At 55.8% G+C, this 21,250-nt stretch carries 17 protein-coding genes; 8 read left to right on the top strand and 9 right to left on the bottom strand.

The annotated features are described in order from the left end of the window. Window positions 1–19 precede the first annotated feature (19 nt). From P8935_RS09960 to P8935_RS09950, 3 genes are all read right to left on the bottom strand, one after another. Window positions 20–1,006, bottom strand: a complete 987-nt coding sequence (locus P8935_RS09960; protein WP_348264842.1) for a transglutaminase family protein — start codon at window positions 1,004–1,006, stop codon at window positions 20–22. Between the two features lie 18 nt (window positions 1,007–1,024). Further along, complete coding sequence (locus P8935_RS09955) at window positions 1,025–1,987, bottom strand: alpha-E domain-containing protein (RefSeq protein WP_348264841.1); 963 nt, start codon at window positions 1,985–1,987, stop codon at window positions 1,025–1,027. 76 nt (window positions 1,988–2,063) lie between these two features. After that, window positions 2,064–3,452 (bottom strand): circularly permuted type 2 ATP-grasp protein, encoded by a 1,389-nt coding sequence (locus P8935_RS09950; protein WP_348265326.1) that lies wholly within the window; start codon window positions 3,450–3,452, stop codon window positions 2,064–2,066. A gap of 302 nt (window positions 3,453–3,754) precedes the next feature. On the opposite strand from P8935_RS09950, the gene P8935_RS09945 reads away from it, so the two are divergent. The 3 genes from P8935_RS09945 (at window position 3,755) to zwf (ending at window position 7,773) form a co-directional block, all read left to right on the top strand. After that, entirely contained in the window at window positions 3,755–4,222 is a 468-nt protein-coding gene (locus P8935_RS09945; protein WP_348264840.1) for a hypothetical protein, read from the top strand. An 87-nt stretch (window positions 4,223–4,309) separates the two neighbouring features. Next, window positions 4,310–6,244 (top strand): M61 family peptidase, encoded by a 1,935-nt coding sequence (locus P8935_RS09940; protein WP_348264839.1) that lies wholly within the window; start codon window positions 4,310–4,312, stop codon window positions 6,242–6,244. A 128-nt stretch (window positions 6,245–6,372) separates the two neighbouring features. Beyond that, complete coding sequence (gene zwf, locus P8935_RS09935) at window positions 6,373–7,773, top strand: glucose-6-phosphate dehydrogenase (protein ID WP_348264838.1); 1,401 nt, start codon at window positions 6,373–6,375, stop codon at window positions 7,771–7,773. 47 nt (window positions 7,774–7,820) lie between these two features. Here zwf and P8935_RS09930 read toward each other — a convergent pair whose 3' ends face one another. Next, a complete protein-coding gene (locus P8935_RS09930) occupies window positions 7,821–8,429 on the bottom strand; it encodes a hypothetical protein (RefSeq protein ID WP_348264837.1) in 609 nt (202 codons plus the stop codon). Window positions 8,430–8,457: 28 nt separating this feature from the next. Then, window positions 8,458–9,219 (bottom strand): ATP-binding protein, encoded by a 762-nt coding sequence (locus tag P8935_RS09925; protein WP_348264836.1) that lies wholly within the window; start codon window positions 9,217–9,219, stop codon window positions 8,458–8,460. A gap of 172 nt (window positions 9,220–9,391) precedes the next feature. On the opposite strand from P8935_RS09925, the gene P8935_RS09920 reads away from it, so the two are divergent. Then, window positions 9,392–10,192, top strand: a complete 801-nt coding sequence (locus tag P8935_RS09920; RefSeq protein ID WP_348264835.1) for an SGNH/GDSL hydrolase family protein — start codon at window positions 9,392–9,394, stop codon at window positions 10,190–10,192. 78 nt (window positions 10,193–10,270) lie between these two features. On the opposite strand, the gene P8935_RS09915 is transcribed toward P8935_RS09920, so the two are convergent. Both P8935_RS09915 and P8935_RS09910 read right to left on the bottom strand, forming a co-directional pair. Further along, window positions 10,271–10,783, bottom strand: a complete 513-nt coding sequence (locus P8935_RS09915) for a DUF892 family protein (RefSeq protein WP_348265325.1) — start codon at window positions 10,781–10,783, stop codon at window positions 10,271–10,273. A gap of 150 nt (window positions 10,784–10,933) precedes the next feature. Further along, window positions 10,934–13,171 (bottom strand): VCBS repeat-containing protein, encoded by a 2,238-nt coding sequence (locus P8935_RS09910; protein WP_348264834.1) that lies wholly within the window; start codon window positions 13,169–13,171, stop codon window positions 10,934–10,936. 256 nt (window positions 13,172–13,427) lie between these two features. On the opposite strand from P8935_RS09910, the gene rpmE reads away from it, so the two are divergent. The 4 genes from rpmE to P8935_RS09890 all read left to right on the top strand — a co-directional run bounded on the left by rpmE (window position 13,428) and on the right by P8935_RS09890 (window position 18,544). Next, complete coding sequence (gene rpmE / locus P8935_RS09905; RefSeq protein WP_348264833.1) at window positions 13,428–13,655, top strand: 50S ribosomal protein L31; 228 nt, start codon at window positions 13,428–13,430, stop codon at window positions 13,653–13,655. A 117-nt stretch (window positions 13,656–13,772) separates the two neighbouring features. Continuing rightward, window positions 13,773–14,108 carry a hypothetical protein gene (locus tag P8935_RS09900; protein ID WP_348264832.1) on the top strand — a complete coding sequence of 112 codons (336 nt, stop codon included), beginning with the start codon at window positions 13,773–13,775 and terminating at the stop codon, window positions 14,106–14,108. A gap of 17 nt (window positions 14,109–14,125) precedes the next feature. Beyond that, window positions 14,126–15,361, top strand: coding sequence for a tRNA dihydrouridine synthase DusB (gene dusB / locus P8935_RS09895; protein ID WP_348264831.1), 1,236 nt, complete (start codon window positions 14,126–14,128; stop codon window positions 15,359–15,361). A gap of 267 nt (window positions 15,362–15,628) precedes the next feature. Then, window positions 15,629–18,544, top strand: coding sequence for a diguanylate cyclase (locus P8935_RS09890; RefSeq protein ID WP_348264830.1), 2,916 nt, complete (start codon window positions 15,629–15,631; stop codon window positions 18,542–18,544). Between the two features lie 4 nt (window positions 18,545–18,548). Here the strand turns inward: P8935_RS09890 and P8935_RS09885 are convergent, their stop codons facing one another. Both P8935_RS09885 and P8935_RS09880 read right to left on the bottom strand, forming a co-directional pair. Then, window positions 18,549–19,886: an ATP-binding protein gene (locus tag P8935_RS09885; protein WP_348264829.1), complete on the bottom strand. Its 1,338-nt coding sequence runs from the start codon at window positions 19,884–19,886 to the stop codon at window positions 18,549–18,551. Then, window positions 19,876–21,249 (bottom strand): sigma-54 dependent transcriptional regulator, encoded by a 1,374-nt coding sequence (locus P8935_RS09880; RefSeq protein WP_348264828.1) that lies wholly within the window; start codon window positions 21,247–21,249, stop codon window positions 19,876–19,878. The genes P8935_RS09885 and P8935_RS09880 overlap by 11 nt, the downstream gene beginning before the upstream one ends. Between the last annotated feature and the right edge of the window lies 1 nt (window position 21,250).

Here is a 21,250-nt window from a genome sequence, read left to right as displayed (position 1 = left end):
GAACGCGACATTCACTTCATTATTGCTGTTGCTGCTGCATCTGCTGTAAATCGATGAGCGCCTGGGGCCGTTCAGGGGGCTGCTGGGCCTTTTCGACTAGGACTGACCAGTCTTCAGGGATGGGCAGCTTGCGATCAAGAGCCGGGGGTAGGTCGCTCGCTTCCACGTGAACGGCAACGTACAGCTCACTCGACGTTTTGCCGCGAAATATCCCGTGCGTGGGTGGAACATCTGCATAATCTCGCCCAACGGCAGTACGGAGGTGACGATGGTGAGCGACGAGGTTGTTCGTGGGATCAAAACCTACCCATCCCAAATGCGGTAGCAACACATCGACCCATGCATGAGTTGCGTCTGGGGTTGAACGGTCATGATCCTCGCGGCTTCGATAGAGGTAGCCGGAGACATAGCGTGCGGGGATGCGAACATGCCGGAGCAACGCGATCATGGTGTGGGCGAAATCCTGGCAAACGCCGCGCGCACTCAGGATGGCTTCGTCGATGGGCGAGTCAACGCGAGTACTGCGCGGGACGTATTCGAAATAGTCGTAGAGCCGCTGCGTGAGTTCCCGAACGAGCATCAGCGGATCGTCACGGCGAGTAACCTGAAGGCGCGCCGCAAGGTTGAGCAGGGCAGGGCTCTCCACGGCGAATTCACTGGGCAGAAGCATCTCCCAGTAATCTCCTGCCTCAATCATGGCGTCGAGGGCCTGCCAGGCATCCGGAGAAAGAAACGCGGGAACTTCGGGTATTGTCTGCTGCTCGACTACGGATTCAGCGACGATGACGAGTTGATTGTGTTCGCTGGGGATGTCGAAGTGATGGACGTTGTTGCCGAAGTGGTCGCGATAAGTGAACACACGACAGCGCGGGCTGACGGAAAGCGAGAAGGTGAGGCAGTGCTGATTGGAATCGGAACGCGGATGCATCCGCGTTTCCATGATGCTCTCGCTTACCGACCGCGAGTAACGGAAGCGAGTAAGGTGTCGGATGGAAAAGCAATTCATGCGATCGAAATCCTGAATTCAGATAGCCAGCGCGGACTGGATGGAGTACTGGATGTAGTAGCGGTACATGAGATCGTGAATGCCCATGCACTGCTGACGGATGTTGTGGAGAAATCCAGCCGTGTCGCCGGAGAGAATTTCGCCAATCGTTGTAAAGCTGAGCATGGCGTGGAGCCTCCCGATACCCGCTGTAAGTTCGTCGGGCGGTCGACGTCCCCCGGTGTGCTGAATGGATTGAATCGCCTGTCGTACTCCATCGACAGAGTAGCGAATCGCATGGGGAAAATCGCGATTCAGCAGAAGAAACTCAAGAATGCGATCGGGGGTGAGGTCGGCTGTATAGACCTGGCAGTAAGCTTCAAAGGCCGTGCAGCAACGTAGAAGACCGACCTGCTCAAGATACTGATAGCCGGAGTGTTCACGCTCAGCGGGCTGCGCGAGTTGGGGTTGATAGACCTGCAGCAGAGTGGCGATCGCATAGGCGCGTTCGAGATAACGGCCGAGCCGAATGAAGTGCCATCCCTGGCCATGGATCATGGTGGTATCGCTGACACCTTTGAAGAGATGGATGGCGTCGATCAGAGATGAGAGTACGTCGTTGATGTTGGAGCGAAACTGGTTCTCAGTGTGCGGAGAATGCATCAGGTGATAGAGCCGGTTAAGGCGTTGCCACTGCTCGGTAGAGATTTCTTCACGGATCTGGCGGGCGTTTTCACGAGCAGAGTCGATACATCCGGTGATGGACGCGGGATGATGTTTGTCAAACACCAGCTTTTCCGCATTGGCGCCTGGATCGCCAGTCCATTCCAGACCCTCAGGGTTTCCGAGGGAGGCGATGAGGCGTTCCCAATGCGTCTCCGCGCTGGCGCCACCGGTATCGAGCATGAGACTCATGGCCACGTCGAGTTGACGCACTGTGTTCTCGGCCCGTTCGAGGTAGCGGCTCATCCAGTAGAGGCTGTCGGCAACTCGCGATAGCATCTTGGTACTCTCCCGAACTCTGAACTGCGTTGATGTGGCTTCCATTCGTTCTGACTTTGACTCTTTCAAGGTCTCGTTATTCCAAGACCCACGTGTCCTTGCTGCCGCCGCCCTGGGAGGAATTGACTACGAGCGAACCTTTCTCAAGGGCCACACGCGTAAGTCCTCCCGGGACGATGTTGATTTTGTCGCCACAGAGAATGTAAGGCCGCAGATCGACGTGTCGTGGTTCAAGCCGATCGCCAATCAGACACGGTGCGCGAGAAAAGTCGAGTGTGGGCTGGGCGATGTAGTTGCGAGGATTGGCCTCGATACGCGCGGCGAACTCTTCACGCTGATGAGCGGTGGAATGAGGGCCGATGAGCATGCCATAACCGCCGCTTTCGCCGACAGCTTTGACGACCAGTTTGTCGAGGTTGGCAAGGACGTGCTTGCGTTCTTTCTCCTCCGTCATCAGAAAGGTCTTTACGTTATTGATGATCGGATCTTCGCCGAGGTAGTAGTGGATGATGTCGGGCACGTAGGCATAGAGGGCCTTGTCATCCGCGAGGCCGGTGCCGAAAGCATTCGTAACGGTCACGTTGCCGGCACGATAGGCATTAAACAACCCGGTGCAGCCAAGAATAGAGTCGCCACGGAAGATCAGCGGATCGCTGAAGTCGTCATCGACGCGGCGATATATCACATCGACGCGCTTGAGACCGTCAGTGGTTCGCATGTAGACGATATTGTCGTGAGCAACTAGGTCGCGGCCTTCTACCAGATCGATGCCCATCTGTCGAGCAAGGTAAGTATGTTCGAAGTAGGCAGAGTTGAAGACGCCGGGAGTAAGGAGAACGATATTTGGTTCGGGACGGCCCTCGGGGGCAAGCGAACGCAGCGTGGCCAGCAGCAGTTGCGGGTAGTGCTCGATGGGGCGCACGCCGTAGCTGTGAAAGAGTTCAGGAAAGGTCCGCTTCATGACACGGCGGTTAGTGAGCATGTAGCTCACGCCCGAGGGCACGCGAAGGTTGTCTTCGAGAACGACAAACTCGCCAGTGTTCAAGCGAAGGAGGTCCGAACCTACTACAGAGATGTAGACGTTGCGGGGAACCTGGAGGCCGCGCATTTGTCGGCGGTAGTGCTTGCAGCTGTAGACCAGTTCTCGCGGGATAACGTGGTCGTTGAGGATCTTGGCCTCAGAGTAGACGTCGCGCAGAAAAAGATTCAGCGCCGTAATGCGCTGGGTGAGTCCGCGCTCGATGCGATCCCATTCTTGCGAGGTGACGAGTCGAGGAAGCAGGTCGTAGGGAAAAATCTTCTCGGTGCCTTCATCCCGTCCGTAGACGGTGAAAGTAATTCCCTGGGTGAGGAAAGACAACTCGGCTGATTGCTTGCGGCGCTGCAATTCCTCCTGGGGAAGGCGAGCCAGAGTTTCTGCGAGGGCACAATAGTGGAGACGGACATCCCCGGACGGCTCGCGCATCTCGTCGAATGCGCCATCGAGGGGATAGTCGCCGTAGAGCGTTTCCAATTCCGATATTGGCCCGGCGCTCACTTTACGATTGAGGTCCTTGATAAAATTCAGAGTCTGGAACGGAATCGTCACATCGGACTGCGCCAGCCCGAATGGCCCATTCCGACTGTACCCTGTTCCTTAGCTTTATCACGCTGGGCATAAAGGCACAATCAGGGAAACGGGGAGTTCGATTCCGCAGCTTCCTGATTCAAGAGAGAAAATCCGCGGGATCGCTGTCGCGAGCCGGACATACGAGATAGCATCGAACTATGAGCTACGACCTCATGGTCTTTGAGCCCGACGCCGTTCCGACCAGCCATTCCGAGTTTTTGGATTGGTACGCGCGGCAGACCAAGTGGGACCAGGATCATGGCTACGACGATCCGGCCCTTAGTTCGGAACATTTGCGGGCATGGTTCGACGACATCACCCAGATTTTCCCGGCAATGAACGAGCAGTCCAAACTGGAGAAGACGACGGCGAAGGACGAGGCATCGAGTACGGACTACGCGATCGGATCGGATTTTATCTACGCATCTTTTGCATGGTCCAAGTCAGAAGCCGCCTATATGACGGTGGCGCGGCTGGCCGAGAAACACAACCTGGGGCTCTTCAATGCCAGTTCAACCGGAGAAGAAGTGTGGATCCCCCAGTCTGGACGAATGTCGCTGGCCCACGACAAGAGTCCGCCAACCCTAGTGGGGAGGATTATGGATCTGCTGAACTTAACAAAGTAGAACTGATCTTGCGAGATCACCGCCTATCGAGATTCCGGAATCTGGCCCGCCGTGCGATAACCTGAATCTCTCAGGAGACTTCGCTGGATGCTCATGTTGATGCGCTGTGCCAAATACTTCGCTTCTCTTTCCCTGCTTTCCCTGGCCATTTCATTTGCACACGCGCAGAAGGCGCCGATTGAGATCACGGCTGATCTCTCAGAGGCGCCGCGGAAGCTGTTTCATGCAGAGATTGACGTACCAGTATCAGCGGGACCGCTCACGCTGATTTCGCCGGCATGGATTCCGGGCCACCACATGCCTTCAGGGCCGGCATCTTCGTTCACCGGGGTGGTATTTACAGCCAACGGGAAGACGTTGGAGTGGCGGCGTGACGATGTGGATCTTTTCGAGTACCACCTGACGGTGCCGAGTGGTGCAACCAAGGTACACGCACACGTGGACGCAATTGTGACGCGACGGATCTCCCAACGGATGGCTGCGCTGGAGTGGGAGGCGCTGATGCTGTATCCGGCGCACGTGCCCGTCAAGGACATTGCGATTCAGCCGTCAGTTAAGGTGCCTGCGGGATGGGGCATTGGAACAGCGCTGAAACCGGTGAGTGAAGGAACTTATCCCGTGCCTGCAGCGGGAAGCGTGACGAAGTTCGCAACCACGACGGTGGAGCAACTGGAAGACTCGCCGATTTTGACGGGTCTCTACTTTCATGAATATCCGCTGGCGCCTACGATCAAGCCGCAACACTTTCTTGACGTGGCAGCGGATGCGCCAGAGGATGCAAATTTACGTCCCGCCGTGCTGGCCGAGGTTGCCAACCTGGTGCGCGAAGCGGATGCGCTGTACGCGTCGCACCATTACAACGAGTACCACTTCCTTCTAACGTTGTCGGATGTGGCGGGCGGTATGGGACTGGAGCATGGGCAGTCGTCGGACAACGGCGTTGGCGAAAAGGGTTTTGCCGATGACATGCACCAGTTGCCTGATTCGGACCTGCTGTCGCACGAATTCACTCACTCGTGGAATGGGAAATATCGCAGGCCAGCAGGTTTGTATCAGCCGGATTTTGCGACTCCGATGCAGGCATCAATGCTTTGGGTTTACGAAGGCATGACGGAGTATTGGGGGAATGTGCTGGCGGCGCGGTCAGGGTTGAAAAATCCGCAGGAGTACAGGGATGTGCTGGCGGGTACGGCCGCGGAACTGGATTACACCAGAGGACGCGAGTGGCGTCCGACCGTGGACACCGCGGTTGGTGCCAGCATTTTGCGCGGAGGAAACCAGGCGTGGTCGAACTGGCGGCGCGGGCAAGACTACTACTTCGAAGGCGCAATGCTGTGGCTTGACGCAGACACGTTGATTCGGAAAACAACACAGGATAAGAAGTCGCTCGATGACTTCGTGAAGATCTTCCTCGGCAAGGGCGGGAATACCGGACCGCTGATTGTGACTTACACATTCGATGAACTGGTCCAGGATCTGAACCAGGTTGTGCCGTACGACTGGGCGACATTCCTGCATGAGCGCGTAGACAAGATGAATCCACACGTCGACGTGGCGGGGCTGGAGCATGGCGGTTACAAGCTCGTTTATAAAGATAAGCCGACAAAGTCTGAACGGATGATTGCTGCCGCCGAAGGCCGTCGAGGCGGTGGTGTGGATTGCTGGTATTCGATTGGGCTACGTATCGGCGCGGATGGGACCATTGCCGATGTGTTGTGGAACGGGCCTGCGGACAAGGCGGGGCTCGCTCCGGGGGAGAAGATTATGGCCGTGAATGACAATGTCTTTTCCGGCGATGCGTTGCGCGCTGCAATTCGTGATGCGAAGGAGCCCTCGAAAACGATTCGCGTAATAGTGCAGGCTGATTCATTTGTGTCGACGATGCAGATTGATTATCACGATGGGGAGCGCTATCCGGCGTTGGAGCGAGTTGACGGTACGCCCGCGTATCTCGACGACATCATCAAGCCGCTGACCACGCCGGAGAAGGCACCGGAGCAGAAGAAGGATGATGCGGAGTAGCACAGCGGTTTAGCCAGTTCCAGAGGAACCAGCAAGCCCAGCCGCTGTTGCCAACAAAGTATTATCGGGATTGGATCTAAATTCCGCGGCCCCTGAAAAGATTTGGCCACCCAGAAGGAAGGCGCTGAATGCGCACCTCGCAATCCGATGCTCTTGTGGTCTATGGCGTGACGGGCGATCTGGCCCACAAAATGATTTTTCCTGCGCTCTATGCGATGGTAAAACGCGGAAACCTCAACGTTCCCGTAATCGGTGTGGCATTTCCAAAGTGGTCGCTGGAGCGGCTGCAGAAACGCGTAACGCACAGCATTAAGCAATCGGGAGGGATCGATAATAAGCAGGCCTTTCAGCGTCTTCTGTCACTGCTCAAATATGTAAGTGGGGATTACAACGATAGCGAGACCTTCGCGAGAATCAAGCTGGCCCTTGGAAAAGCGAAGCGCCCTGCGCATTACCTCGCCATCCCGCCTTCGCTCTTTGGGACGGTGATCAAGAACCTGGGGGCTGCCGGATTAACGGAAAATGCCCGGGTCATCGTAGAGAAGCCATTCGGCCGTGACCTTGCATCGGCTCGTGCGCTGAACCGCGTGGCGCGATCGGTTTTTCCTGAAGACTCAATCTTTCGTATCGATCACTTCCTGGGCAAGGAGGCGATCATGAATATTCTCTATTTCCGCTTTGCCAATTCATTTCTCGAGCCGATATGGAATCGCAACTACGTCTCGAGCGTGCAGATTACTCTGTCGGAAAATTTTGGTGTGGGCAAGCGCGGCGCATTTTACGAATCCGCCGGATGTCTGCGAGATGTCATACAGAATCATCTTTTTCAGATTGTGGCTCTGCTTGCCATGGAGCCGCCCGCTGGCCGGCACTATAGCGCGGTCCAAACCGAAAAGGCAACAGTTTTCAAGGCGATGCGACAGCTGAAACCGGCGGATATAGTGCGCGGTCAATACATCGGTTATCGACAAGAGGATGATGTAGCGAAGAACTCGGATGCCGAAACATATTGCGCGCTTCGACTCTTTGTCGATTCATGGCGTTGGGATGGCGTGCCTTGGTATCTGCGTTCGGGCAAGTATCTGCCTGACACAGCTACAGAAATCATTGTGGAGTTGAAGCCCCCGCCACAGAAACTATTCGCCGACGCAGCGACAGCTTTGGGTAAGGGGAATTATCTTCGCTTTCGACTTTCACCTGACGCAGCAATTGCAATTGCTGCACGCGTGAAGCTTGCAGGAGAAGAATTCATAGGCAAACAAAGAGAGCTTTATTTGCTGGAACAACAGCCGGGAGAAGAAACACCTTACGAGCGTTTACTGGGCGATGCGATGAAGGGCGATGGCGGCCTGTTTACGCGAGAGGACGCCGTGGAAGCCGCATGGGAGGTCGTGGATAAGGTGCTCAAGCATCATCCGCGCGTTCGCCCGTACAAGCGAGGCACATGGGGGCCGAAGCAGGCTGATGCTCTGATCGAATCGGACGGCGGTTGGCATAATCCCACCGACACTCCTCCAACGGGATCGTAACGAAAGGACTTGCCCCGCTGATGGGCCTGCGCAGCGCGCGTTGCCCCTCAGTGGGGCCTGCCTGGGAGTACGAAGTGTTCGTCGCAGCGGGGCTCGTAGAAGTCGCCGGCCATAATGATTGGGCTGTCATACGGTGCGGGTTTGCCATCGACAAGGCGTTGCGGGTAAAGTGCCTTCGCTCCGCAGCTGCAGTAGGCAACAAGTTCAGTGATGTTGCCGGCGTAGATACGGACAAGCCAGGAAAGCTGGATCATTTCTCCGAAGGGCATGCCGCGGAAATCGAGTTCGAGGCCGGAGACGATAACGTCATAACCCCAGTGCAATAGGCGCTTAGTGAAGAGAAAGAGGTCGGCAACAAACTGGCCTTCGTCGATGGCGATACATTCGACGCGCCTACCAATCTGCTGCTCGGTGGATGCCAGGATCGGCAAGATAGTCCACGGATCGCTGTTAGGGAATTCGATCGCTTCCATTTTTCCGCAGCCATTTGGGTTGCGGCTTTCGACAACACCGGCAGCGGATTTAGTGTCGGCGCTAGGCTTGAGGAGAAGGACGCATTGCTTGGCGTACTGGCGGCGTGTCTCGATACGGCGCAGCAGCTCAGCAGTCTTGTTGCTGCGCATGGGTCCGACGATCATTTCCAGTTTGCCGAGCACGATGGTTTCTTCCTAAGTTACAGAGTCTCTACGATCCGAAGCTGGCACGCTTTACGGACTGACGGAAATCACCGCCCGACATTTCCACGCGAATGCACATTTCGCATAAGCGCGACAGCATACTGTCGCCAATTCGATCTCCAAGTGATATTTCGCGAGCGGCCTTTTCGGGATCTGTTAACTGTCCTTTGCCAGCAGGCAATGCTGGAAAATGTGTTGTGATAATTGTTGATAGTTCTCCGTTGTATCGAGCGTTAAGAACATACGCGACTGTGTCCCATACCCAATCTGTCGGCTTCTGAGTACCAATGTCATCAATGATTAGGACCTCTGCATTGAGAATGGGACGCAGGATCTCGAGTTCTGTCGCTTGCACCTGCGGGTTATAACTACTCTGGATATGTTTAAGCAATTCACGATAGTCGAAAAAAAGCCCTTGAACACCGCGTTCGCGGATAAGACGCTGCAAAACTCCGACTGCAAGATGCGTCTTCCCGAGCCCGTTTGCTCCGACGAACAAGAGTCCCTTTCCTTTCGTATCGATTGGATAAGCGTCTACGAACTTCCGGGCAGTGCGCAGAGCGCTGTTCAAAGACTCGTGGGCATTTGTGAAATCAATCCAGTATGAATCGAGCGTGCACTTGCGGTATTTGTTTGGTATTCGTGCGGATTTGATGCGAAGATCCTCGGCCTGCGACTCCTGGCACTCGCACGCGCGGGAAACCCACAGGCCGGCGTCGGATTTAACGCGGACCAGGCCTACTCCGCCGCAGATTTCGCATTCACTCATGGCTCTTTAAGCCTAGCGCAGCTGGCACGGAGGTGTTGCGGTGGGAAAGGCGTGCAGTCTGGTGGAAAAGGGGTAAGGCTCAATGGCCTTGCGGACAAATCGCCTGCGATGCGGCTCGGAGAGTTAAGATTGGATTTCGTTTGATTTCAATGCCTAGGAAGGGTGTGCTGCGGTGAGTCGGATCTCATTACGTATTGCCATTGCCGTTCTCTTTGGAATTTTGGAAATTTGCTCGATTGAAGCTGCGGCGCAGGAACCGGGGAATGTTCCTGAGACCCAAGCGCCAGCACCGGTCGCTGCGAAGCACCCGGACAATGATTACTGGAGGAAGCACGATCAGCAACTGCTGACGGATTTCCCGTGGCTTGAGCGATTCAAGGAGGCTGACTTGAAACTGGGCCCACCAGCGGCAGGTCAGGCGCGGGTCGTGTTCATGGGCGATTCGATTACGGAGGGGTGGCACTTCGATACACCGGGGGGAGTATTTGCAGCGAAGCCCTACATCAATCGGGGCATCAGCGGACAGACGACGCCGCAGATGGTGCTGCGTTTCCACCAGGATGTGATTGCGCTGCAGCCGAAGGTCGTAGTTATTCTTGCCGGCACCAACGATATTGCCGGAAACACGGGACCGATGACTCTGGAGGAGACAGAAGCCAATCTCGCTGCAATGGCAGAGATGGCAGATGCGAATCACATTCGGGTGGTGTTGTGTTCCGTTCTGCCGGCGTATGACTATCCGTGGCAGCCTGGATTGACGCCCGCTCCAAAAATTAAGCTGATCAACGCCTGGATGAGGGGCTACGCCGCAGCGCGTGGGTATGTTTATGTCGACTACCACTCAGCTATGAAGGATGCGCGTGATGGGTTGCCAGTTAAGCTCAGCCAGGACGGCGTGCATCCGACGCAAGCCGGTTACGATGTCATGACTCCGCTGGTCGAAGAAGGAATTGCAAAGGCACTGGCGAAATAGGCGGCTCGCCAGATCGCGCTGTAAACCCAGGTCTCAAGAGTGGAGACCTGGGACACACAGCTTAATTGGTTGACGCTCTTACATTGCGGCGGTGGCATTGGCGGTGTGAGAAATTTCTGTCAGCAGTTTGTCCGCGTGTTTTTCTTCCTGAATGGTTTGCTCCAGAATCGCAGCGTGTTCGTTGAGTCCAAGTGTTTCGGCCCAATCGCGTGCGCAGCCATAGGATGCGATCTCATAGTGCTCAACCTTTTGAGCAGTTGCGATGAGACCTGCGTCGCGCACAGCGCGGGCATCGGTCTCCTTGGTGATGTTTTCGCCTGATCCTACAATTGCAGCCAAGATCGGGTCTTTCTTATCGGTAGGGTCATTGATCAAATCTCCGAGAAGCCGCTCAAGACGTGTAACGTGATTTCGCGTTTCCTCCAAATGGGTCTGAAAGGCCTGCTTGAGCTGGGATTCCTCTGCATGCTCAATCATCTTCGGAAGTCCATCGACAATTTGATTTTCGGCGGATAGCGGTAGCGCAGCTGTGCGGTATAAAGTTCGCGAAGGCTTGGAAAGTCGTTGGGCGTGATGAGTCCCATATAGTATTACCCCTAGTTAATTTGCTTGCGCTCGTGCACCCCTATTGGAGGGGCTGATTGCTAGGCGCGTTGTCTTGATTGCAATGATTTCTGAGGGAAAGAAAAGCGGCCGAATCTTTCGATTCGGCCGCTGAATTGCAACTGTGGTGACACGCCTTTATTGTTTTGCGCCCGTATTCAAAACGCGTTCGACGCCAACATTGTCCAACGACGGTCCGGCAAGATCGGGAGCGCCGTCACCATTTATATCGAGTGCAACTCCGTCGATCATCTGCAATGGGAAGTACTGTGGCGCTGCGAGGCCTCCACCGCCTGTGCCGTTGATGAGAATGGAATCTCCACTCGTGGGCTGATAGACGTAGCCTCCGCCCATCACGTCAAGGATATCCATTTTGCCATCGCGGTTGAAATCATCGACCAGCAAGGTGTTGTATGCGGCGCTTCCTTCATAGGGCAGACGAACGCCAACTGCGTTTCCGAACGTGCCCGATCCATCGTTAAACTCGACGACAATGCGATCGTAGGATCCGACGGTGGGACTGGCGGAATAGTCATAGATCAGATCGAGACTGCCATCTCCGTTGATATCTCCAAGGGTGAGCGCGTTGATCTGCGGGTGTGTGTAGTTGAGTTTTTCGGTGTTCTTCACTGTGAAGTTTCCATGGCCGTCACCAACGAGCGTGAAGATGGACGCGTTTGTGGATTCTGCAACCATGATGTCCTCGTTGCCGTCATGATTGATGTCTCCCACGGCCAGGGCAATCACCGGAAGTGCCTGCGACGGAAATGGTTTTGGCGCGGAGAATGTGCCATCGCCCTTACCCAGCGCAACTCCCCAGTAGCCAATCAGGTCTGCCTTGCCATCGTGATTCACATCCACCGCAAAACTCTGGCGATTGTAGGTGTATGGAGCGGGGCCCCCAAGTATCTTGCTCGAGATGGCGCTCCGGAATGTTCCATCCGCATTGCCAAGTAAGACGCTCACGTCGTCAGCGTTGGTGACAGGACTTTGGATGCCTCTTGTGACAACGATGTCCTTGACGCCGTCACCGTTGACGTCTCCCACCGCGATGTTGCCGGAGATAATCGGGGTGGCATAAGTTTTACCTGCATTGAAATACCCTTTGCCCGACCCTGTAAACACAGTCACGGCTCCGGTTGAAAAATTCATGATGGCGACATCGTCGATTCCGTCGCTGTTGAAGTCAGCACTTACCACGCCGCCTGCATATGCGCTTTGGGTGACGATTGGATCGTTGAAAGACGCACCGGAAGTTCCATAAGCGACTTGATTCTGGAAGGCAATATCGAGGTAGCCGTCGCGGTTGAAGTCGGCCAGGCCGAACTGCGAGGGATAGAAGCTATTTCCAGAAGCAGCGAAGACGCGTGGGCTGGAGAAGGTGCCATTGCGCTGATTGGTGTATACGTCAAAGGAAGAACTTGAGGCAGCAATCAGGTCGAGATAGCCGTCGTGATTCAGGTCAGCAGCCTGAATGTAGCTGGCTCCGAACGGGAAGATGAGTTTGGGCGCGGCTAAGGTTCCCCCGGTTTGTCCCCAAAGAGTATAGATCCCGGTGGTGTAATTGGATACTGCAAGATCAAGATGCCCGTCGTGGTTGAAGTCACCCACAACTGCGGCATTTGCATTCAGCGAATAGGACGCTCCAGTGGTGAAGGTGCCATCGCCTTTGCCGTAGAGAATAGTGGGGCCCAAGCCTACAGCCAGATCGATCTTGCCATCGCCATTAAAGTCGCCACTGGCGAGCACGGGTCGATAGCCATAGGTTCCCTGAGCTAGTTTGAAATTTCCAGTTCCGTCATTGAGAAGAACAAAACCATCCTGCGACGCGGGATCTTCTGAGTAGCCGACGAACGTCACGATCGCATCGGGTTTTCCATCTCCATTCACGTCAACCATGGCCAAAGTTGCGAGGTTGGCGCCTTCTTGACCGAGGTCAAAGCTGGTGCCGGTGCGAAACGTTCCATCTCCGTTCCCGAAGTAAACCTTGAGCATAGCGTCCGAATTGATATTGCAGTACGAGGAGCCGTCAGGATTGTAGTCGCATTGTTCATCAGCCGGGACCGCCACCACGACGTCGAGCTTTTTATCGCCGTTGACGTCAGCAAGGATTGATCCCTGCGGAAAAGTGATCGATTCAGCGATGGTTTTGAAGGTGCCGTTGCCGGTCGCGATCTGAGCGCTGTTCTGATAGAGAATGTCGGGACGGCCATCGCCGTTCAGGTCGCCAACTCCAATTAAAGTGCTTGTTACTCCACTGAGCTGCTGCGGTACAACGAACTGTTTTGAAAGGGTTTGGCTCAGCAGTGAGTGAGAAGCGAAAAGGCCGAACATCGCCGCACCCGCCACCACGACAGGAACATGCAGGTTTTTCAAAGTATTTACCCCCAGGGAAAGAACAACGGGAGTTTAGATGTACCGACATGCGGGAGGGGTGCCCCATGGGAGGGGCCATATCTAGTTTCCGGCCAATTCTGAGTGACTTTGTATCCCTGGAGGGACAGCGGCTTTGCCGGGTGACATAAGCAGCGCGAAGTGACGATATAAGGGGTGAGGTTTGAATCGTTTGCTCTGTGCCATGAATCCCAATACAATAGATACGGAAGATTGTAGGAAAGGTTTGTCTTTAGCGATGCCCAAGGAAAAGATTCATCCCAACTATGCCGCGGTGAAGGTAATGTGCGCCTGCGGAAACAACTTTGAGACGCGGTCGACCCACAAGGGCGACATTCACGTGGAAATCTGCTCGAACTGCCACCCGTTCTTCACCGGCAAGCAGCGCCTGGTCGACACGGCTGGACGCGTAGAACGGTTCCGCCGCAAGTACGCCAAAGCCATTGAGGCTTCTCCGGCAAAGTAGTTGCAAGCGACCGCTGAGAGATTGGGCCTCCGCCATGGCGGAGGCCCTGTTGCGTTCGAGCTCTTGCATAGGTTCTTGAAGCACCATTAGGTCCTTCGATCGGAGAGGTGTCCAGGTATGCCACGCGCCAAACGCTCGCTTGAGTCTGCGGTGACCATTGACGGTTTCCCACTGATCTGGCACCTTCATCGGGAGGAGCAACGGCTTGCGGATCAAGAGTGGAGAGGCATCTCGATCCACGTGAGGGTTGCAGAAATCGTGCGACGCGAGCTTTTTCTGGAATATCCGACCACGGTAGCGCAAAAAGCCGGTTGGATGCGGATTGAGCCTCCTCGCCCGACTGTCACTCCGACCAAGGTAGAGGAGCACATTCGAGAGGCGATGGCGGCGGGCTGGAATCCGGATTCCCGCGGTAAGCCGTTTGTCTATCACGTGGCTGAATTGCCAAGTTGATTTTGGAAGAGTTCTAAATGGCTGGCAAAGGATTCACAGTTAAGAAGGACTGGGACAATCCCAGAGAGCACGCAATGCCTGAGGGCGTCCGCGTGCCGCCGGAGATGCGCATTGGGCCGGTGGCGGTATCGCCTGCCACAGTGCTGGCGCCCATGGCGGGTGTGACCGACACGGTCTTTCGGCGTTTTATCCGGCACGCCAGCGTATTTACAAAGGATCAGGGATTAGAGGCCAAGGATCAGAGAACAGAAATCGCAGCCGTCGAGGAGTCTGTCACGAATGCACAGTCCGGGTGCGGATTATTGATGACGGAATTCACCTCTGCGGACGGCCTCTCAAGGATGCGGGAAGCGAAGCGCAAACGTTATTTGACCTTTTACGATGACGAGCATCCGATCGGCGCACAATTGTTTGGATCAAACGCCGAGACACTTGCGGAAGCCGCCCGCATTGTGCAAGATACGGGTTTCGATACGGTAGATCTGAATCTGGGCTGCCCGGCCAAGCGAGTCGTGGGATGCAACGGCGGATCAGGCCTGCTGCGCGATCTGCCCAAGATCGGCGAGATCTTCCGCACCGTTCGAAAAGCGGTCACGATTCCCTTCACCGTTAAGTTTCGGATGGGTTGGAGCGACACGCAGATCGTATGCGTAGAATTGGCCCGGATGGCGGAAGCGGAAGGCCTGAATGCCGTCGCGCTGCATGCGCGAACCCGCGAACAGGGTTATAGTGGGCAAGCTCGCTGGGAATGGATTGCGTCGGTGAAGCGGGCTGTAACCATCCCGGTCGTCGGCAATGGAGATATCCGCACGCCGGAGGACGCCGCTGCGATGGTGGCGCAGACGGGGTGCGATGCAGTGATGATTGGACGAGCTGCTGCGGCTAATCCTTGGATTTTCAGACAGATTGCGCAGTATACGGCGACCGGGAGCTATGATCATCCCACCTTTTCTGACCGTCATCATATGATCCGGGCTTACTTCGAAATGCTGCTGGCGGAAGCCGAAGCCACCAAAGATCTTCCCCGCGACGCTCGATTGGGCGAGACGGCCGGCAAAATGAAGCAGTTTGCGACATGGTTTACGCACGGTGTGCCCGGTGGCGGACGACTCCGCAAGTCCATCTATCAATCAAAAACCGGCCAGGCCGTTCTGGATCAGGTGAATGGTTTCTTTGCGTCCCAGCCTGTCGAGGACATTACCTTGGACAGTGCCTCGGCGGCCTTCTCTGAGACCGCCTATATGTGCGATTGATCACATCACGGGCGGAATCACGCTCTTAGAGCTAGCTGTCTGCTTTCCGCACAGTGGTAATCATCCAAGATTACCTTTGCACCTTTGATCCACAACAACTTAGACCAAAGTGGCATGTCCTCCCGGACAGCTCACGGCTATATTTGGGTTACCGAAAAACGAGAGATTCGAGAGCGAGAATTTCCAGATGGGCCCCGAGATACCTGTTGATCCATTTCTGCCGAGCAAACCGGCATTCCCAATCCAAGAGCCGAGAAAGACAGGACCTTGACGAATTGGACTCCCAAATCGAGTAACAGATGGTGGCGCGCGGTCACAGTGCTCGCGCTGCTATGCGGGTTTTGTGCGTCATCGCCGGCACAGCGATATAGTTTCAAGGGATACATTCAAGGGCTGGGCAATCCCAACATCACCTCGATTCAGCAGGACCGCATCGGCTATCTGTGGATGGGCACACAGAATGGCCTCTATCGCTATGACGGCAGCCAGTTCCAGCGCTACGGCGCTGCGGAAGGCATCCCTGATCGGATCATCGACAACGTTTATATCGGCCTCGACGGAACTCTTTGGGTAGGAACGACAGCGGGCATCTACTTCGAACGCAAGGATGGCAGATTCGCCGAGGTGCGCCTCCCTTACGCTCTAAACGAATTCACGCATCCCACGGGCACTACATTTACGTCGATTAAGCCGGACGAGGTGGTCACGGCATCGAGCAGTCACGGCGTGGTGTTGAAGCGTCGTGGAAATGACGATTGGGTTGCAGAGCCGCTGAATCTTAATGGCGGATTCGTCTGGAGCGTGTTGTACGGACCCGAGGGTTCGTTGTGGTACGGCTGCGACAAAGATCTTTGCCGCTTGAAAGACGGCCAGACAACGCGATTGCGTGCATCGCTGAAGTTGCCCGAAGAGCAGTGGGTGACGATGATGGTAGCGCGCAACGGACACATCTGGCTGCGCAGCAATGCGAACGTTGTTGAGATGATGCCCGACGGCAGCCGTGCTGATGTGCGCGACCTTCCGGGAGGAGCGACATCTGAGGCCTACCCAACACTGGCAGAGGACAATCAGGGCCGCATTCTCACAGCGCACGGCTCTACGCTGGCACTCTGGGATAAGGACCATTGGCGACTGGTTACTGAACACAATGGTCTGTCGCCTTTTGAAATCCAGGAACTTTTCGTCGACCGCGAAGGATCGATCTGGATGGGTGTCGTAGGGCACGGTCTGCTTCGCTGGGTAGGAGAAGATCGTTGGGAAGCTTATACCCAGAATGACGGGTTGAGCGACAACCTGGTGTGGGCGGTTCAACGCGACCACCAGGGAAGACTGTGGATCGGCACAGATTCTGGACTGAGCTTTATCCCTGCCAAGAGCAATACTCCGAAGATCTGGCAATCGCCGAAGGTCCAAGTTGCCCGTGCGGGATCGCTGGCGATCAGCGCGGACGGAGCTATATGGATGGGAAGTCTTGCCGGAAGCCTGACGAGGATTGACCAGAAAACGCTGACTGCTACGCAGCAGACGTTGCCGGCGGTGTATCAGATTCTGGCTGACGGACCACACCGGCTTTGGATCGCTACGGTGAACGGGATGTTTGTTGTGGATCCGGCGGGTGATGATCGTAATGCTCATCCGGTGCTTGATGCTGTTTTTCCCAAAACCGCAATCCGATTCACAGACATGAGCGTGGATCAGGCCGGCAATTTGTGGGCGACTTCCGATGCGGGTCTCTTCAAGCACGATGCGATTGGATGGCACGCGATTGATCCGGGTAAATCGGGCGCAAAGCCGGATCTAATCACCGTTGACTGGAACGGGGATATCTGGGTTGCGGGGCCGTCTCAGGACCTGATGCGATTGCGCGTCAGCGATTACAAGGTAACCTCGGCCGAACATATCGGGCGTCCGCCCTTGATGTCGGAAGAAATTGTGTCTCTGGTTGTGGATCACCGCGGCTGGCTGTGGGTTGGCGAAGATGCCGGCGTCACTGTGTTCGACGGACATCGCTGGCGAAGCTTCACGCAGGACGACGGGCTGATCTGGAATGACACCGACAGTTTTGCTCTTACCGAAGACCATGACGGCAGCATGTGGATTGGCACGTCAGGAGGGTTAAGCCACCTGATCGCGCCGCAGGATGCCCTGGCCGGATCTCCTCCTCCGCCGGCAATCTCACAAGTGATGCTTGGAACCGTGCCGATCACAGACGGCGGCTCGGTTAAGTGGAGCTCAAACCAGCTGACGATTTCGATGGCCCTTCTTTCATTCAAGGACACGCAGGACATCGGCATTCGATATCGTCTGGTAGGCGAGCAAGATTCTGGGTGGGAAGAAACGCGCGAAATGACGGTTCATTATCGCCATCTGGAGCCGGGCAATTATCGCTTCGAAGTGAAGGGTGTGAATGCTGCTGGCAGCACGGTTTCGCCGGTAGCATCGTACGCCTTCACGATCACTCCGCTGTGGTGGCAGGACAAATACATCAAGTGGGAATTAGGACTCATCACCCTGGTGCTGGCGGTATGGACGTGGCGACGCCGAGTCGGTCAGCTAATGCGGCAGAAGCGGCAACTTGAAGAGGCCGTCAAGGGTCGCACGCAAGACCTCGAGCGAGAGAAAACAGAACTGGTGCGGACGCGTGAACAGATGCGCCATTTTGCGGAACACGATGGCCTGACCGGCTTGTGGAATCACCGCATCATCGTGGAGCGCTTGCGCGGGGAGGTTGATCGCTCTCAACGCGATGGAACTCCGCTGAGCATCATCCTTGTCGATCTGGATTACTTCAAACGCGTGAACGATGCTATGGGCCACGTGGCCGGCGACCTTACGCTCCGCGAAACCGGCGGCATCTTCCAGCGCGCGGTTCGTAGTTATGACTGGGTAGGGCGCTACGGTGGTGAGGAGTTTCTGCTCATTCTCCCAGGATCAGATTTTGAAGCTGCACGCAATCGGGCCGAACACCTTCGTGCTACTGTCGAGGCGGCGTGCCTGGGAGAAGGTGACAGGACTTTCTCAGTCACGGCAAGCTTCGGCGTGGCCGCAGGTTTCCCGACGAACTACGAAGAGATGATCCAGATCGCCGACGCAGCGCTCTATCGCGCTAAGAATGCCGGTCGCAATTGCGTGATGGCGACGGAGATAAAACCTAACGTCGTTTCGATTTCCGCAGCCGGCTGAAACACTACGCTATCGGCAGATGGATGATGGCTCTAGCTCCGGGGCCATCCTCGCGATTTACAAGGCGAATCTCGCCCCCATGGGCACGAGCAATCTGTTGTGCCAGCGCAAGCCCGACACCGCTGCCTTTTGGTTTGGTTGTGTAAAACGGCACAAAGAGATTTTCAGTGTTGGCAATGCCTAACCCGCTGTCCTCAATGCCAACCACTAAATTCGATTCCGCAACGCGCCATCCAATCCGCACCGGCTTAGCCCCATTGGAAAGAGAAGCGTCGACCGCGTTCGTCAGTAAATTGATAAACATCTGCTCGAGTTGATCGGGATCGGCATTGAGCAGGACGGTCGGGCCGGGATCGAGCTGGACCGGCACACGTTGTTCAAGAAGCGCAACTCGTTCGAGCAAAGGACCTGCCTGTACGGCCTTGAGGTGAGGCGGCGGCAATTGAGCAAGAAGGCGGTAGGACTGGACGAAGCGATGTAACGAATCCGCTCGACTTTCGATAACGCTGAGCCCACGGCGGAAATCGTGAACTGTCGACTCGTCTCCGCTGATTTTCTCCGCGCGCGCCAGCAAGCTTCCCGCAATGGATTTAATGGGTGCCAATGAATTTGAAAGCTCGTGCCCCAGCACGCGAATCAAGCGCTTCCATGCAATCTGTTCCTCTTCCTGCAAAGGCTGACTCACATCGGCAAGCAGTAGGAGAGTATGCGGCGCGCCATCCTGCCGGAAGAGCGCCTTGCGCAGAAGCCAGCGTGAAGGCCTTGTTCCGAAGGAGTGAACGGTCTGGTCTGAAGAAGCGAGGAGGTTCTCCAATCCCAACTCTGCGGCGCTGTGGCCAAAGCACCGTGCCAGAGGACGGCCCAAGAGCTGTGCTCCAGCATTATTCACAAGCTGGAGAAGGTCTTCGCGATCGAAGGCGAAGAGCGGCGCATGCATCACCTCAAGAATGCGCGCCAGTAGGGCCGTTGCCTCGAGAGATCGCACACGTTGCTTCTGCAGTAAATCCGCGAGCGCGTTAATCTCCGAGGCCAGTTCGCCAAGCGCGTCGGCGGAACTTGCACCGCGAGCGCGGAACGAGTAGTCCCCTTCACGCAGCGATGAGACAACGTTGGAGAGCGTCTGCAGCGGGCGCATCAGGCCCTCAATAAGCGATGCGGCTATTAGCAGAAGATAAATAAAGAGGCAAAACAAAAGCAGAAAAGTGGGCGCGGCGGTTACATGTTGCTGCCACAGAAGAATCCCGGCAAAAAGAAACGTAGGAAGCGCCAGCAGAAAACAGAACAGCCATGCCCGGCGAATGGCCGAGGGCTTGCGTTTCCTTACGTGCCTTTCATAAGCCATATTTTTCGATGCGACGATAAAGCGCTGCTCGACTTAGGCCAAGCGCTTCAGCTGCTTGCGATATGTTACCGTCGCATCGGCGCAAAACCTTGCGAATGAGCAGGGCTTCAACCTCATCTATGCTCATATTCTCAAAATTGGTCGCAGAAGATTTGGCTCCGGCGATAGCCAGGTTGGCCGGCTCGATCTCCTCGCCTCGGCAAAGCAGCACAGCGCGCTCGACTGTGTGCTCGAGTTCGCGTACATTGCCCGGCCATGGGTATTGGATCATCTGCTGCATAGCGGAGGTTGAGAAGCCGGTAACCTGCTTGCGATAGCGCGATCGATTCCGATTGAGGAAGTGCAGCGCCAGCAGCGGAATGTCCTCGCGACGTTCGCGTAAAGCCGGGATGTGAATCTCGACAGTATTGATGCGAAAAAGCAGGTCTTCGCGGAAGTTTCCTGCTTTGGCTTCGTCAGGCAGGTTGGCGTTGGTTGCCGATAATACGCGCACATCGACGCGTCGCGTTTGCGATGATCCGACGCGCTCGAGTTCTCCGGTCTCAAGGACGCGCAGGAGTTTCGCCTGCTGACGGAGAGGGACGTTGGCAATTTCATCGAGAAACAGCGTACCGCCATTGGCAAGCTCAAAGCGACCGACACGATCCGAACGCGCGTCCGTAAATGCTCCCTTAACGTGACCGAAGATCTCGCTTTCGAAGGTTCCTTCCGGCAATCCGCCGGCATTCACGGCAACCAGAGGCATCCGCGAACGAGGAGATGCCGCATGCAAAAGCTTGGAAACGATCTCCTTACCGGTACCGTGCTCCCCCGTGATAAGCACGTTGGCGTCGGACGGTCCAACCTGGCTGATCAGTTCCAAAACAGGTTGCATCGACGGCGCAGCCGCCACGAAGTCGGGCATACCTTCAGCTCGAAGCAAGCGGTTTTCCAGTTCAAGCTGACGTGCCCTGCGTAGAGCCTTGTGCAACTCGGCGTGGACACGAATAAGCGAAATGAGGCGCTCGTTTTCCCATGGCTTCTGGATGAAATCGCGCGCACCACGCTTGATGCTTTCGACTGCGAGATCGATGTTGCCCCATGCAGTCATGACAATGACCGGCATGCGCGGATCGATCTCCTGCAGGCGCGCGAGCAGATCGAGGCCCTCTTTGCCTGAGGTTGTGTCGCGCGTGTAGTTCAAGTCGATGAGCAGAACATCGTAGTCCGTCTGACCCAGCGCTTCAAGCAAAAGCTGCGGTGAGCGTACGCATTCAACTTGAATGCCCTGCGGTGAAAGCAGCAGTTCCACAGCCTCGAGAATGTGCGGTTGATCGTCGGCAACTAAAACCCGAATTCGTTCGTTCTTCCTGGGGTCTGGCATT

Origin of the sequence: Telmatobacter sp. DSM 110680 (assembly GCF_039994875.1) — a bacterium.
Taxonomy (GTDB): Bacteria; Acidobacteriota; Terriglobia; order Terriglobales; family Acidobacteriaceae; genus Telmatobacter.
The sequence above is the reverse complement of the archived record's forward strand: the minus strand, read 5'-3'. Positions and strand labels throughout refer to the sequence as shown.

Excerpts from the sequence above, each read along its gene's own strand:
- P8935_RS09960 (WP_348264842.1), bottom strand. The coding sequence starts at position 1,006 with ATGAATTGCTTTTCCATCCGACACCTTACTCGCTTCCGTTACTCGCGG.
- P8935_RS09955 (WP_348264841.1), bottom strand. The coding sequence starts at position 1,987 with ATGCTATCGCGAGTTGCCGACAGCCTCTACTGGATGAGCCGCTACCTC.
- P8935_RS09950 (WP_348265326.1), bottom strand. The coding sequence starts at position 3,452 with ATGCGCGAGCCGTCCGGGGATGTCCGTCTCCACTATTGTGCCCTCGCA.
- P8935_RS09945 (WP_348264840.1), top strand. The coding sequence starts at position 3,755 with ATGAGCTACGACCTCATGGTCTTTGAGCCCGACGCCGTTCCGACCAGC.
- P8935_RS09940 (WP_348264839.1), top strand. The coding sequence starts at position 4,310 with ATGCTCATGTTGATGCGCTGTGCCAAATACTTCGCTTCTCTTTCCCTG.
- zwf (WP_348264838.1), top strand. The coding sequence starts at position 6,373 with ATGCGCACCTCGCAATCCGATGCTCTTGTGGTCTATGGCGTGACGGGC.
- P8935_RS09925 (WP_348264836.1), bottom strand. The coding sequence starts at position 9,219 with ATGAGTGAATGCGAAATCTGCGGCGGAGTAGGCCTGGTCCGCGTTAAA.
- rpmE (WP_348264833.1), top strand. The coding sequence starts at position 13,428 with ATGCCCAAGGAAAAGATTCATCCCAACTATGCCGCGGTGAAGGTAATG.
- P8935_RS09900 (WP_348264832.1), top strand. The coding sequence starts at position 13,773 with ATGCCACGCGCCAAACGCTCGCTTGAGTCTGCGGTGACCATTGACGGT.
- dusB (WP_348264831.1), top strand. The coding sequence starts at position 14,126 with ATGGCTGGCAAAGGATTCACAGTTAAGAAGGACTGGGACAATCCCAGA.
- P8935_RS09885 (WP_348264829.1), bottom strand. The coding sequence starts at position 19,886 with ATGGCTTATGAAAGGCACGTAAGGAAACGCAAGCCCTCGGCCATTCGC.
- P8935_RS09880 (WP_348264828.1), bottom strand. The coding sequence starts at position 21,249 with ATGCCAGACCCCAGGAAGAACGAACGAATTCGGGTTTTAGTTGCCGAC.